Source organism: Tissierella pigra (genome assembly GCF_018917845.1).
Taxonomy (GTDB): domain Bacteria; phylum Bacillota; class Clostridia; order Tissierellales; family Tissierellaceae; genus Tissierella; species Tissierella pigra.
On sequence record NZ_JAHLPJ010000001.1, the window covers coordinates 1,820,973 to 1,834,988 of the forward strand.

At 29.5% G+C, this 14,016-nt stretch carries 16 protein-coding genes; all 16 read left to right on the top strand.

The genetic code is table 11. The features are described 5' to 3' along the window. Positions 1–4 precede the first annotated feature (4 nt). Entirely contained in the window at positions 5–1,300 is a 1,296-nt protein-coding gene (gene ftsY / locus KQI41_RS08835) for a signal recognition particle-docking protein FtsY (protein ID WP_154438213.1), read from the top strand. Between the two features lie 83 nt (positions 1,301–1,383). Continuing rightward, positions 1,384–1,767 carry a YlxM family DNA-binding protein gene (ylxM, locus tag KQI41_RS08840; RefSeq protein ID WP_154438211.1) on the top strand — a complete coding sequence of 128 codons (384 nt, stop codon included), beginning with the start codon at positions 1,384–1,386 and terminating at the stop codon, positions 1,765–1,767. Next, positions 1,767–3,107: a signal recognition particle protein gene (gene ffh / locus KQI41_RS08845; protein WP_154438209.1), complete on the top strand. Its 1,341-nt coding sequence runs from the start codon at positions 1,767–1,769 to the stop codon at positions 3,105–3,107. The genes ylxM and ffh overlap by 1 nt, the downstream gene beginning before the upstream one ends. A gap of 33 nt (positions 3,108–3,140) precedes the next feature. Then, positions 3,141–3,398, top strand: coding sequence for a 30S ribosomal protein S16 (gene rpsP / locus KQI41_RS08850; protein WP_154438207.1), 258 nt, complete (start codon positions 3,141–3,143; stop codon positions 3,396–3,398). Positions 3,399–3,431: 33 nt separating this feature from the next. After that, entirely contained in the window at positions 3,432–3,662 is a 231-nt protein-coding gene (locus KQI41_RS08855; protein WP_154438205.1) for a KH domain-containing protein, read from the top strand. 46 nt (positions 3,663–3,708) lie between these two features. Beyond that, complete coding sequence (gene rimM, locus KQI41_RS08860) at positions 3,709–4,212, top strand: ribosome maturation factor RimM (RefSeq protein ID WP_154438203.1); 504 nt, start codon at positions 3,709–3,711, stop codon at positions 4,210–4,212. Beyond that, the gene (trmD, locus tag KQI41_RS08865; protein ID WP_154438201.1) at positions 4,209–4,934 is read left to right on the top strand and encodes a tRNA (guanosine(37)-N1)-methyltransferase TrmD; all 726 of its coding nucleotides are present in this window, start codon (positions 4,209–4,211) and stop codon (positions 4,932–4,934) included. The genes rimM and trmD overlap by 4 nt, the downstream gene beginning before the upstream one ends. A gap of 120 nt (positions 4,935–5,054) precedes the next feature. Next, complete coding sequence (gene rplS / locus KQI41_RS08870) at positions 5,055–5,402, top strand: 50S ribosomal protein L19 (protein WP_154438199.1); 348 nt, start codon at positions 5,055–5,057, stop codon at positions 5,400–5,402. Positions 5,403–5,447: 45 nt separating this feature from the next. Then, positions 5,448–6,296, top strand: coding sequence for a ribosome biogenesis GTPase YlqF (gene ylqF / locus KQI41_RS08875; RefSeq protein ID WP_154438198.1), 849 nt, complete (start codon positions 5,448–5,450; stop codon positions 6,294–6,296). Between the two features lie 11 nt (positions 6,297–6,307). Further along, a complete protein-coding gene (locus KQI41_RS08880; RefSeq protein WP_216585146.1) occupies positions 6,308–6,916 on the top strand; it encodes a ribonuclease HII in 609 nt (202 codons plus the stop codon). Between the two features lie 20 nt (positions 6,917–6,936). Then, positions 6,937–8,430, top strand: a complete 1,494-nt coding sequence (locus KQI41_RS08885) for a hypothetical protein (protein WP_154438196.1) — start codon at positions 6,937–6,939, stop codon at positions 8,428–8,430. Between the two features lie 5 nt (positions 8,431–8,435). Next, entirely contained in the window at positions 8,436–8,732 is a 297-nt protein-coding gene (locus tag KQI41_RS08890) for an EscU/YscU/HrcU family type III secretion system export apparatus switch protein (protein WP_154438194.1), read from the top strand. After that, positions 8,713–9,066, top strand: coding sequence for a YraN family protein (locus KQI41_RS08895; protein WP_154438192.1), 354 nt, complete (start codon positions 8,713–8,715; stop codon positions 9,064–9,066). Before KQI41_RS08890 ends, KQI41_RS08895 begins: the two co-directional genes overlap by 20 nt. A 77-nt stretch (positions 9,067–9,143) precedes the next feature. Then, positions 9,144–10,673 (top strand): YifB family Mg chelatase-like AAA ATPase, encoded by a 1,530-nt coding sequence (locus KQI41_RS08900; RefSeq protein ID WP_154438190.1) that lies wholly within the window; start codon positions 9,144–9,146, stop codon positions 10,671–10,673. 6 nt (positions 10,674–10,679) lie between these two features. Further along, positions 10,680–11,783, top strand: a complete 1,104-nt coding sequence (gene dprA / locus KQI41_RS08905; RefSeq protein WP_154438188.1) for a DNA-processing protein DprA — start codon at positions 10,680–10,682, stop codon at positions 11,781–11,783. A gap of 24 nt (positions 11,784–11,807) precedes the next feature. Continuing rightward, on the top strand, positions 11,808–13,892 hold the full coding sequence (gene topA / locus KQI41_RS08910) for a type I DNA topoisomerase (RefSeq protein ID WP_154438186.1): 2,085 nt from the start codon (positions 11,808–11,810) through the stop codon (positions 13,890–13,892). Positions 13,893–14,016 lie beyond the last annotated feature (124 nt).

Consider the following 14,016-nt stretch of genomic DNA (forward strand, 5'->3'; position numbering starts at 1 on the left):
AAAAATGTTTAAGTGGTTAAAAGGCTTGGGGAAGAAGAAAGAAGAAGTAACTGAAAAAGATGAAGAAATTGAGATTAATGATGAAGAATTAGAGCAGCAGATGGAAGAAATAGAACAAATAGAAGAAATAGAAGAAAAGGAAGAGGCAACAGAAGATTCAAAGGAAATAATAGAGGAAGAAGATATAGAACAACTGGCTGAAGAATTAGAAGATGTCAGTGAGGAATTGGAAGATGTAGTAGAAGAAGCAGTAGAGGCAGTTGAAGAAATAAAAGAAGAATTACAAGATATAGAAGAAGACATACAAGAGGAAATTGTAGACGAATTACCAGAGCCAGAAGAAATAGAAGTAGAAGAAGAAGTAGAAGAAACAAGTCCTAAGAAAACTGGTTTCTTTCAAAAACTTATGGGTGGTTTAACTAAAACTAGAAATGATATTACAAATAAAATAGATAGTGTACTAAAATCCTATAAAAAAATTGATGAGGAACTATTTGACGATTTAGAAGAAGTCTTAGTTACAGCAGATGTTGGCGTAAATACAACAATGGAACTAATTGATAGGTTAAGAAATAGAGTGAAAGAAGAAAAAGTCACGGATCCAGATAATGTAAAGGAACTTCTAAAGGATGAAATCAAAAAGATCATGTTGGAATCCGTATCAGACAATAAATTAAATATAGAACCTTCTCCAGCTTTGATTCTAGTTGTTGGAGTAAATGGAGTTGGTAAAACCACTACCATCGGAAAGTTATCTAATAACTTTAAAAAACAAGGAAAGAAAGTTTTAATAGCTGCAGGGGATACTTTTAGAGCAGCGGCAATTGAACAATTAGAGGAATGGGGAAATAGGGCTAACGTTGATGTAATTTCACATAGTGAAGGTGCAGACCCAGCAGCTGTTATTTATGACGGTATTCAGGCGGCTAAGGCAAGGAAAACAGATATATTAATTTGTGATACTGCTGGTAGACTTCACAATAAATCTAATCTTATGAATGAGTTAAATAAAATATTTAGAGTTGCAGAAAGAGAATACGGTGATGCTACAAAAGAGGTATTACTAGTATTGGATGCAACAACAGGACAAAATGCTATTAATCAAGCTAAAGTATTTAAAGAAGTTGCAAATATAACAGGAGTAGCTCTTACTAAACTTGATGGAACGGCAAAGGGTGGAGTAATTATAGCATTACAAGCAGAGCTAAATATACCTGTTAAATTAGTAGGTGTAGGAGAAGGCATAGAAGATTTACAACCATTTATTGTTGAAGATTTTGTAGAAGCAATATTTGATTAATAGTTGTTGACAAAAGAGGAATCTTATACTAAAATAATACTGTCAAGTAAAACACTTGACAGTATTATTTTGTTGGTGATATAATGGTTGAGAAACTTGTTGAAATAGGAATTTTATTTGATTTTTATGGAAAGTTACTTAGTGAAAAACAATATTTAGTAATAGAATTATATTATATTCATGACTTATCCTTAGGTGAAATAGGTGATGAACTTAATGTTACTAGGCAAGGTGTATTTGATCTTTTAAAAAGAGCAGAACAAAAACTTTATCAATATGAAGAAAGTTTAAAATTAGTAGAAAAGTTTTACTCAAGCCATAAAGAGATTAAGAATATAGTTCAAATCGCTGAAGACATTATAAAAATTGCAAAAGACAGAAATGATAATATAATTGAAAATAAGGCAATAAATATTAATGAGATTTGTAAAAAGATACTCCATAATAGCCGGGAGGTGGTAGAGTAATGGTATTTGAATCTTTGTCAGAAAAGCTTCAAAATGCTTTGGGGAAATTAAAAGGGAAAGGTAAACTTTCAGAAAAAGATGTTGATGTAGCCATGAGAGAAGTAAGACTTGCTCTTTTAGAAGCTGATGTAAACTTTAAGGTAGTAAAAGATTTTATCAAAAAGGTAAAAGAAAGAGCAATTGGCTATGAGGTAATGGAGAGTTTAACACCTGGTCAACAGGTTATAAAAATAGTAAATGAAGAATTAACTAACTTAATGGGTGAAAAAGAAGCTAAACTAAACTTTGCTTCAACCCCGCCAACAGTAATTCTTATGTGTGGTCTACAAGGTGCTGGTAAAACTACTACTACTGGTAAATTAGCATTTAACTTAAAAAAACAGAATAAAAGACCTTTATTAGTTGCATGTGATGTTTATAGACCAGCAGCTATTAAACAGCTTGAAGTAGTAGGAGAGAAGGTGAATGTCCCAGTATTTTCCATGGGGGATAAAATAAATCCAGTAGATATAGCTAAAGCTGCCTTAGAACATGGGAAAAGAAATGGAAATGATGTAATAATAGTGGATACTGCTGGAAGACTTCATATTGATGAAGAATTAATGGATGAAATAAGGAATATCCATGATGCAGTTAATCCAAATGAGGTTCTATTAGTACTTGATGCCATGACAGGACAGGATGCAGTTAATGTAGCTGAAACATTTAATGAAAAATTAGGAATTACAGGAGTTATACTTACTAAACTTGATGGAGATGCTAGAGGTGGAGCTGCATTGTCCATTAGAGCTGTAACAGAAAAACCTATAAAGTTTGCTGGTATGGGAGAAAAATTTGATCAATTAGAACCTTTTCATCCAGATAGAATGGCTTCAAGAATATTGGGTATGGGTGATGTACTTAGTTTAATTGAAAAGGCTCAAGCTAGTATAGATGCTAAGAAAGCAATGGAACTAGAACAAAAAATTAGAAATCAGGAATTTTCTTTTGATGATTTCTTAGACCAGTTGGAACAGATGAAAAGCTTAGGACCTATTGATCAATTAATAGGAATGATTCCAGGAATGAATTCTAAAGCATTGAAAGGTTTAGATGTAAATGAAAAAGATATAAATCGAATCAAGGCAATAATTCAATCTATGACTAAGAAAGAAAGAGATAATCCTGATATTATAGATAGCAGTAGAAGAAAAAGAATAGCTCAAGGTAGTGGCACTTCAGTCCAAGAGGTAAACAAAATTTTAAAACAGTTTAAAGAAACTAAAAAAATGATGAAAAGGTTTACTGATATGGAAAAAACAATGAAGAAAAAAGGGAAATTTGGATTCCCCTTTTTCTAAATAGATAGTTTGATTTTTAAGGAGGTGAAATAAATGGCAGTTAAAATTAGATTAAGAAGAATGGGAGCTAAGAAAAGTCCTTTCTATAGAATAGTTGTTGCTGATTCTCGTGCTTCTAGAGATGGAAGATTTATTGAAGAGATAGGCTATTATAATCCATTAACTGAACCTAAAACAGTTAAAATAGATAATGAAAAAGCAATTAACTGGATTAAAAATGGAGCAAAACCAACTGATACTGTAGATAGATTATTTAAACAAAATGGTCTATATGAAAATCAAGCTGAATAATCCTTAAGGAAAAGTATCTAGGAGGTGCTAAAAATGGGAGAGTTAGTAGAATTTATTGCAAAGTCTCTTGTAGATAATCCAGATGATGTAGTAGTCAATGAAATAGAAGGCAATCAATCTGTTATCATTGAACTTAAGGTTCACCCTGAAGATATGGGTAAAGTAATAGGAAAACAAGGTAGAATTGCTAAGGCCATAAGAACAGTAGTTAAGGCAGCGGCAATTAAAGACAATAAAAGAGTTGTTGTAGAAATTATTCAGTAAGGGATTAGAATGCCTAATCCCTTTAAATATTGGAGATAGGTGGAAAATGGAATATACAATAGTTGGTAAAATAATAAATTCTCATGGAATAAAAGGTGAAGTAAAGATATACCCACTAACTGATAACATTAATAGATTTGATTATCTAAAAACCGCATATATTGGTGATAAAAAAATCAAAGTAGAGTTAGAGCGGGTAAAGTATCATAAAAACCTAGCAATATTAAAGTTTAAGGAGTTTAATGACATAAACGAAATCATTTTTTTAAAAGATAGCTTTATATATGTGGATGAAACTGAGAAAGTTGTTTTACCAGAAAATCATTTTTTTATCTATGATTTAGTAGGCTCTAAAGTTTTTGATACTAAAAATAATCTAATAGGCATACTATCAGATGTAATACAAGGGCCTAGTAACGATGTGTATATAATAAAGGATGTGGAAAAAGATAAAGAATATCTTATTCCAGCTGTAAACCAATTTATTATCAATATTAATATAGATAATAAAGAAATAGTAGTTAACCCTATAGAGGGAATGATAGAATGAAGATAGATATATTGACTTTATTTCCTGAATTTTTTTCACCTTTACTAAATTGGAGTATAATAGGTAGAGCTTATGAAGAAAATAAAGTGGAAATAAATAGTATAAATATTAGAGACTTTTCCCAAAATAAGCACAAAAAGGTAGATGACTATCCTTTTGGAGGTGGCTCAGGTATGGTTATGAAACCAGAGCCAATTTTTGATGCCATAAATAGTGTTAAAAAACAAAATTCTAGAATAATATACCTATCACCTCAAGGACAAAAGTTTAATCAGAAACTTGCAAATGAATTATCTAAGGAAGAACATTTAATTCTTCTATGTGGTCATTATGAAGGTATAGATAATAGAATAATTGACAATTATGTAGATGAGGAAATATCTATTGGCGATTTTGTGTTAACTGGTGGAGAGATACCAGCAATGATAATAGTTGATGCTGTTGTAAGGTTGCTACCAGGTGTACTTAGGTGTGACGAATCTTATATAGAAGAGTCACATTATAAAGGTCTATTGGAATATCCTCAATATACAAGACCTAGAGAATTTAATGGACATTTTGTACCAGAAATATTACTTTCAGGAAATCATCAGAAAATAGAACAATGGAGAAAAGAAGAATCCATAAAGTCTACTTTTATAAAAAGACCTGATTTATTGGACAAAAAGGCTTTGACTGAAGAGGAAAAAGTTATTCTATCAAAACTAAAGAAAGATTTATAATTACAAAACTAGTTGTAATTGAATTATACATATGCTATAATACCTAGCGTATGGAATTACAGATGGTCCTCTGCCATTGCTACAGGGTAAGAACATCTAAGGAGAAGGGAGGTCTATACAATGGATATAATTAAAATGTTAGAAGACGAACAATTAAGAAATGATTTACCTAGTTTTAATGTAGGAGATACTGTTCAAGTTCATTACAAAGTTGTTGAAGGAACTCGTGAGAGAATCCAAGTATATGAAGGTACAGTAATTAAAATTCAAGGTGGCGGAGCAAGAGAAACTTTTACAGTAAGAAGATTATCTTATGGAGTAGGTGTTGAAAGAACTTTCCCTATTCATTCTCCAAGAATTGAAAAACTAGTTGTAACTAGAAGAGGTAAGGTAAGAAGAGCTAAACTTTACTATCTAAGAGATAGACAAGGTAAAGCTGCTAAAGTTAAAGAAAAGAGAAATTACTAATTTATTGGGACTTTATAGTCCCAATTTTGTTTAGGTGGTGAATTTATGAATATTAATTGGTATCCAGGACATATGAAGAAAACAAAAGAATCCATACAGAAATCTCTTACAATGGTTGATGTTGTTTTTGAATTAATAGATGCTAGAATACCATTCAGTAGTCAAAACCCTATTATTGATTCCATAGTTGGAGAAAAACCTAGAATAATTATTTTAAATAAGGCAGATTTAGCCAGCAATAATGGAAATAAACTATGGCAAGAATATTTTTTAAATAAGGGGATTAAATCACTTACTATGGATGCTTTAGAAGGAAAAGGAATAGATAAATTACAGCAACTTTCCTATGAAGCAACAGAAAAAAGAAGATTAGCCTATGAAAAACGGGGAGTAATTAATAGACCTACTAGGGCTATGATACTTGGTATTCCAAATGTAGGTAAATCTACATTAATTAACTCTTTATCAGGAAGAAAAGGTGCTAAAACAGGAAATAGGCCTGGAGTCACAAAGTCAAATCAATGGATTAAGACAAAGGCTAATTTGGAGTTGTTGGATACTCCAGGAATACTATGGCCTAAGTTTGAAGATAAAGAAGTGGCCTTAAATCTTGCTTTCACAGGGGCAATTAAAGATGAAATATTAGATACAGAAACTCTAGCCCTGAAACTCGTAGAAAGGCTTGCAAAATATTTTCCCAATCTTTTAAATAATCGTTATAATGTAGAATTAGAGGGTAAATCATATTTAGAGGTAATGGAAAATATTGGCAGAAAGAGAGGGTGTATCATAAAAGGTGGAGAGATAGATTATACTAAAGTGAGTAGTATCTTACTAGATGAGTTTAGAAAAGGTATAATAGGAAAAATTACCCTTGAATTTCCTGAAGAGTAGGAGAGGTGCTTGTGCTAGAAATTGAATATAAAGTTGAGTCATTAGGATATAGAAAGATTGCTTGTATAGATGAAGTAGGAAGAGGTTGTTTGGCTGGAGATGTGGTGGCTTGTGCAATAATAATGCCACAGGGACTAATCATTAATGGAGTAAAGGATTCTAAGAAGCTTTCCGAAAAGAAACGTGAGGCTTTATATGACGAAATACTTTTAAAATCTATAGCTTGTGGTATAGGAAGAGTAAATTCTAATATAATAGATGAAATCAATATAAAAGAAGCTACTCGTCTGGCTATGAAATATGCAGTAGAAAATCTAAAAGATAGAGAAGAAAATAAGGTAGAGCCAGATTTTTTACTTATAGATGCAGAAAAAGTTAGTTTAAATATTCCTCAAGAATCTATTATAAAGGGGGATGACAAGTCTCATGGAATAGCATGTGCATCTATTATTGCTAAAGTATTTAGAGACAGATTATGTATAAAATGGGATAAAGAGTTTGAAGGATATAACTTGAAAAAGCATAAAGGATATGGTACAAAGGAACATAGAGAAGCTATACAAAAATTAGGACCATCATCTATTCACAGATTAACGTTTTTAAAAAACATATTAAAGTAGATTTTAAAAGGGTGATGTAATTGAGAATCCACAGTCTTTTACTAAATAATATAATTTTAAATAATAGAGAGAATCTTTTCAAAGAAGGAAATATCTTAGAAGGAAAAATTATAGAGATATTAAATAAAACTGCGATTATTGACGTTAAAAATCATGGTATGTTTGAAGCTAGTTTAGATACAGACTTTAATATAGAAGTAAATGATGAAATTTCATTTTTAGTGAAATCTTTTGAAGATAATAAGATTCACTTAAAGCCTTTACCTCAAGAACAAGAAAAAAACATATCAATTAAAACAAATGAAAAAGCAGAAGATTATCCTATTGTAAAAGTCTTGAAAGATTTAAATATAAAAGAGACTAAAGAATCAATTGAGCTGGTGAAAAGTTTGATGAAATATAATATACCTATAACTGAAAAAAACTTAAACTATTGTTTGAAAACATTGGAAAAGCTATATCAATTATCTAATTTAGAAGATAATCAGAAGGTAATTCTATTGAATCCAGACAATGGAGAAAAAGAAGATAATAAGTTATTAATGGAAAAAGCTGACATAAGATCTTTTTTAATTACAGACAAAAATGAATATGCAGAACATAAAGATATAAGTCAGCAAATTAAAGATTTCATAAGAACAGAAATAAAATCTTCCATGAGAAATCAAGAAAAAATAAGTACATTAGAAGAGGTTAAAGAAAGTATAATAAAAGAAGACATAACAAAAGAAAATTCTATAAAAGAAAATATGTTAAGAAAAAATGAAACTGGTAATACTAAGTCAGATACTATTGATACAGATATTAAGATAATCAGTTTTTTTCTAAAGAACAGTATAAAACCTTCCTTAAATAATATAAAAAATATAAAAGCATTTAACGAAGACCCTATAGAATTTTCAAAAGACTTTAAAGAAATAGACAATATACTAGGTAAGTTAAAACCCTTCGAACTTACTAAAGGTGAATTTAAGCTCATTGAGGAAAATTTAATCAAAAATATTAATTTGAATAAGGATGAAAGAATAGCAGAACTACAAAAAATTATTAGCAATCAAAATAATAATTTAGATAAAGAAGTAAAGGAAGAAATAAGTAGACTTGAAACTAAAATTGATTTTTTAAGAGAAATCAATAAAGATTTATCATTTGTATTTTTTCCTATTAAACATGAAAAAAGTCCTCTAGATGGAATAATAACCTTAATAAAAAAAGATAAAAGAAAAAAATCATATAATGATAAAGTCAATGTATTTATAAATCTTCAAACTCATAATCTAGGAAATATTAAGGTATCTTGTGAATTGTTATCTAAAAATCTTTACATAAAGATAAATGTAAAGAATGAAGATTTAGAATTATTTAAGTCAAAAGAAGAACATTTGATTGAAAAAATTCGATTAATAGGTTATAGTCTAGACAGGATTGAATTTATAGTAGATAATAATATAGAAATATTAGATTCCATAGCTCCTAATCCAAACCCAACTTATATATTAGATTTAAAGGTGTAAATATTATGAAAAAAGAGAAAAAAGCCCAAAATAAAGCTGTAGCATTGTCATATAATAAGGAAGAAATAGCACCTAGGGTTATAGCCAAAGGTGAAAATATTGTTGCAGAGAAAATAATAGAAAAAGCAATAGAAGAAGATATTATTATTTATCAAGACGAAAACTTAGTTGAAAGTCTTATGGGACTTGAACTAAATGAAATGATTCCTGAAGAGTTGTATGATGCTGTGGCAGAAATAATTTTCTATATATATAATTTAGATACTGAAAGAGGTAAAATGTATGGAAAACAATATAGATAAGGGTAGAAAAGGAGAATTGATAGCTAAAGAATATCTTGTTTCAAATGGATATAATATTTTAGATATAAATTATAGAAATAAAATTGGAGAAATTGATTTGATTGCTTTAGATAAAGATATATTGGTTTTTATTGAAGTTAAAACAAGAACAAATACAAAATTTGGTTACGCATATGAAGCAGTTAATAGAAAAAAGCAAGAAAAAATTATTTATTGTTCTCAATTATATATAAAACAAAACAGATTATTAGACTATCAGATGAGATATGACATAATAGAAGTATATCTGACACCAAATTTAAAAATAAATCATATTCAGAATTCTTTTTGTTGATAAAACTTGATATAAAGCATATTTTCACTATTACCCAGGTAATAAGATAATAATTACATATAAAAGAGGGGTTTATTATGTATTCAAAAATCAATACTTGTGTATTGCAGGGACTAAATGGAAATATTATAGAAGTTGAAACAGATTTATCAAGAGGACTTCCTGTTTTTAACATAGTTGGACTTGCAGATACTTCTATAAAAGAATCTAAGGAGCGTGTCAGAGCAGCTATAAAGAATAGTGGATATGAATTTCCTTTAAGTAGAATTACTATTAACTTAGCACCGGCTAATTTAAAAAAAGAAGGCTCACAGATAGATTTAGCCATTGCAATAGGTATTTTAAAATCATCTGGAATTATATCGGGATTTGATATAGATAATACTGTTTTTCTTGGAGAACTTTCTTTAGATGGGAAATTAAATCCAATCCAAGGTGCATTGCCTATGGTAATTGCCATGAGACAATTAAATATTTCAAGGTGTATAGTTCCCTATGAAAATAAAGATGAGTGTAATGTCATGGAAGATATGGAGATAATACCCATAAGAGATTTAAAGGAAGTAGTAGATTTTCTGAACAATGAAATACGCATAACCCCCTATATAAGACAGAAAAAATTAATAGATTTAAATACTGAGGAACATCTTTTAGATTTTTCTGACATCAAAGGTCAAGCAAGTCTTAAAAGAGCCTTGGAAGTATCTGCTGCTGGAGCACATAATATTATTATAATAGGTCCACCAGGTGCTGGAAAAACCATGGCAGCCAAAAGACTACCTACTATAATGCCACAGTTATCATTTGAAGAGTCTATAGAAGTTACTAAAATATATAGTATATCAGGACTATTACCTTCTAATTCTTTAGTTAAAAATCCACCATTTAGGTCCCCGCATCATACAGCATCAGCTACGTCTCTAATAGGTGGAGGAAGAATTCCAAAGCCTGGTGAAGTATCATTGGCCCATAATGGAGTTTTATTTTTAGATGAATTGCCTGAATTTCCTAAAAATGTATTGGAAGTATTGCGTCAGCCATTAGAAGATGGGGTTGTTACTATTTCGAGAACAAGTGCCAGTTTAACATATCCAGCTAAGTTTATGTTCATCGCCAGCATGAATTTGTGTCCATGTGGATACTATGGATCTTCCTTGCATGAATGTACCTGCTCTCAAAATCAAATAGATAGATATTTAGGGAAAATTAGTAATCCCTTACTAGATAGAATTGATATTCATATAGAAGTCTCACCAGTTAAATATGATGATTTACAAAAAGATAATAATGAAGAAAGATCTTCAATTATTAGGAGTAGAGTTAAAAAAGCCAGAGATATTCAATTGGAAAGATTTAAAGGTAATAGAATTTTTACTAATTCTCAAATGCCTACTAGAGATATAAAGAAATATTGTAATTTAACAAATTCCTCAGAGAACATAATGAACCTGGCTTTTGAAAGATATAAATTTAGTGGAAGAACATATAATAAACTACTTAAATTATCTAGAACAATTGCCGATTTAGATGGTGAAGAAAAAATACAAGATAAACATATATTAGAAGCCATAAGATATAGAACGTTAGATAATAAATATTGGGGGTAGGCCAATATGGATATTACTGAAAGGGAAGTTCTTATTTGGTTAAATAGTTTGGGCATAGGAAATAGTAATATAAATAAAATAATTGATGATTTTAATGATTTAAGAGAAATATTAGAGGTTCATAATGAACAAATTTATTCCATAGAAAATATAAGAAAAGAAGTAAAAGAAAAAATAATATATAATAAAAATAAAGATAATATAAAAAGAATGCTTTATAATATAGAAAAACATGATATTAATATAATAACAATATATGATGAAAATTATCCAAAAAGGTTAAGATATATAGATGATAATCCCAAAGTACTTTATACAAAAGGTACTATTTTACCAGAAGATAGTTTAGGAATAGCCATAGTTGGCTCTAGAAAAGCCACTTCTTATGGAAAATGGGCTTGTGAAAAATTCACAAAGGAATTGCTGGATTTAGGAATTACAATTATCAGTGGTTTAGCTTTAGGTATAGACACCATTGCTCATAAAACTGCTTTAGATAATGGAGGAAGAACAATAGGAGTTATTGGAAATGGAATAGATGTTATCTATCCAAAGAAAAACTTATCTTTATATAAAGAAGTAGGAGAAAAGGGATGTATAATTTCTGAATTTCCACTGGGAACTCCACCTTTAGCCTATAACTTTCCTCAAAGAAACAGAATAATATCAGGACTGTCTTTGGGAGTAGTAGTAATTGAAGCTCAAGAAAAATCAGGGTCTTTGATTACGGCTCATCATGGAATAGATCAAGGTAGGGATGTGTTTGCTTTGCCAGGTAATATTAATAGCATATTTAGTGTTGGAACAAATAAGCTAATTAAAGATGGTGCAAAGCCACTTCTAGAAATAGACGATATTATTGAGGAAATTTATGAGCTTCAAGAAAAACTATCTTTAAATAAAATGCAAAAAAAGACTGAAATTGATTATTCAAATTATAGTGAAACAGAGATAAATATAATCAGGATTTTAGAAGAAGAACCCATGCACTTAGATGCTATTTCATATAAATTGGGAATAGATATAGCTGAATTAAATAGTATACTAACAATACTAGAACTAAAAGGTATAGTTAAGGAATTATCTAGTAGAGTATTTACTATTTGCTAGATTTACTTAATGGAGGTGTAAATATTGCAAAAAAACTTAGTAATAGTCGAGTCACCAGCTAAAGCAAAGACTATTGAAAGATTTTTAGGGAAAAACTATAAAGTAGTAGCTTCAGTAGGGCATATACGAGATCTACCAAAGAGTACATTGGGAATTGACATCGATAAACAGTTTGAACCTAAATATATAACCATAAGGGGTAAAGGACCTGTCATAAAAGAATTAAAAAATGAAGCTAAAAAATCAAAAAAAATATTTCTTGCAACAGACCCTGATAGAGAAGGTGAAGCAATATCATGGCATTTAGCTTATATTTTAGGTATAGATGAAAAGGATAAAGTTAGAGTAGAGTTCAATGAAATAACTAAAGATGCTATAAAAAATGCCATTAAGAAACCAAGAGAACTAGATTTATCTTTAGTTGATGCTCAACAAGCTAGAAGGGTACTGGATAGACTTGTAGGATATAAAATAAGTCCTTTATTATGGAGAAAAATAAGGAAAGGATTAAGTGCAGGTAGAGTACAATCTGTAGCAGTTAAGTTAATTTGTGATAGAGAAAATGAAATTCAAAACTTTATACCTGAAGAATATTGGAGCATAAAAGCAAATTTAGAAAAAGATAAAGAAAAATTTGATGCTACTTTCTATGGTGAAAATATAGAAAATAAAGAAAAGAAAATTGATTTAAAGAATAAGTCAGAAGTAGATAGAATTTTAGACAAAATAGATTTAGACAACTTCGTTGTAACTAATGTAAAAAAAGGAAATAAAAGAAGAAATCCATATCCCCCATATACTACAAGTACTTTACAGCAAGATGCCTCAAAAAAACTAGGATTTACCACAAAAAAGACTATGATTGTTGCTCAACAATTATATGAGGGAATTGATATAAAAGGAGAAGGATCTGTAGGATTAATTACTTATATGAGAACTGACTCCACAAGAGTGTCAAAAGAAGCAATACAATCAGCAATTTCATTTATTAAAGAAAATTATGGAGATAAGTATACAAACAATGGTAATGATTATACAAATAAATCTAAGAAGGATTCTCAAGATGCCCATGAAGGTATAAGACCTACTGATATACTTAAAACTCCCACTTTAATTAGGGATTCTTTAACTCAAGATCAATTTAAACTTTATAAAATGATTTGGGAAAGATTCTTAGGGTCACAGATGACTCCGGCAGTTTATAATACTATTTCTGTTACTATAAATAGTAATGATGTTTTATTTAAATCTAATGGTTCAAAACTTACGTTTGATGGATTCTTAAGAATTTATGTTACCAGTGATGAAGAAGAAAAGGATATGAAAATACCTTTATTGGATATAGGAGATAGACTATTAGTAAATAAAATCATACCAAATCAACATTTTACTCAGCCACCTGGCAGATATACAGAAGCTTCTCTGATTAAAATATTAGAGGAACTGGGAATTGGTAGACCAAGTACCTTTGCACCTACAATTGCCACTATTTTATCTAGGGACTATGTTAACTTAGATAAAAAATCTTTTGTGCCTACAGAGTTAGGATTTTTAGTAAATGAGTTATTAATAGAGTACTTCAAGGATATTGTAAATGAAGAATTTACAGCAGAATTAGAAGAAAAACTTGATGAAATTGCAGAAGGAAATTTGCCATGGGTTAAAGTTGTTGAAGATTTTTATAAAGATTTTGCAATAGTATTAAAAAAGGCTGAAGAAGAAATTGAGGAAATTGAAATTAAAGATGAAGTATCTGATGTAATATGTGAAAAATGTGGTAAAAACATGGTAGTAAAACATGGTAGATTTGGTAAATTTTTAGCATGTCCTGGATATCCAGAATGTAAAAATACTAAAGCTATAGTAGATGAGTTAGACATAAAGTGTCCTAAATGTAATGGAAATCTTGTAAAAAGAAGATCAAAAAAAGGTAGAATCTTCTATGGATGCAGTAATTATCCAGAGTGTGACTTTGTCTCATGGGATGAACCAGTTAAAGAAAGATGTCCACAGTGTAAAGGGATTATGGTTATAAAAAGAACTAAGAAAGAAAACAAACTTAATTGTATGGATAAAGATTGTGGTTATAGTGAAATCAAAAAAGTATAAATAATTAAAATTTTCTGTACAATATTATATTTTTGTAGTAAAATCATAGTATGATAATTTAAATATTACAATAAGTGATAGAAATTATAGACAATAAATTATATTTTTAAAAGGAGGATTAATT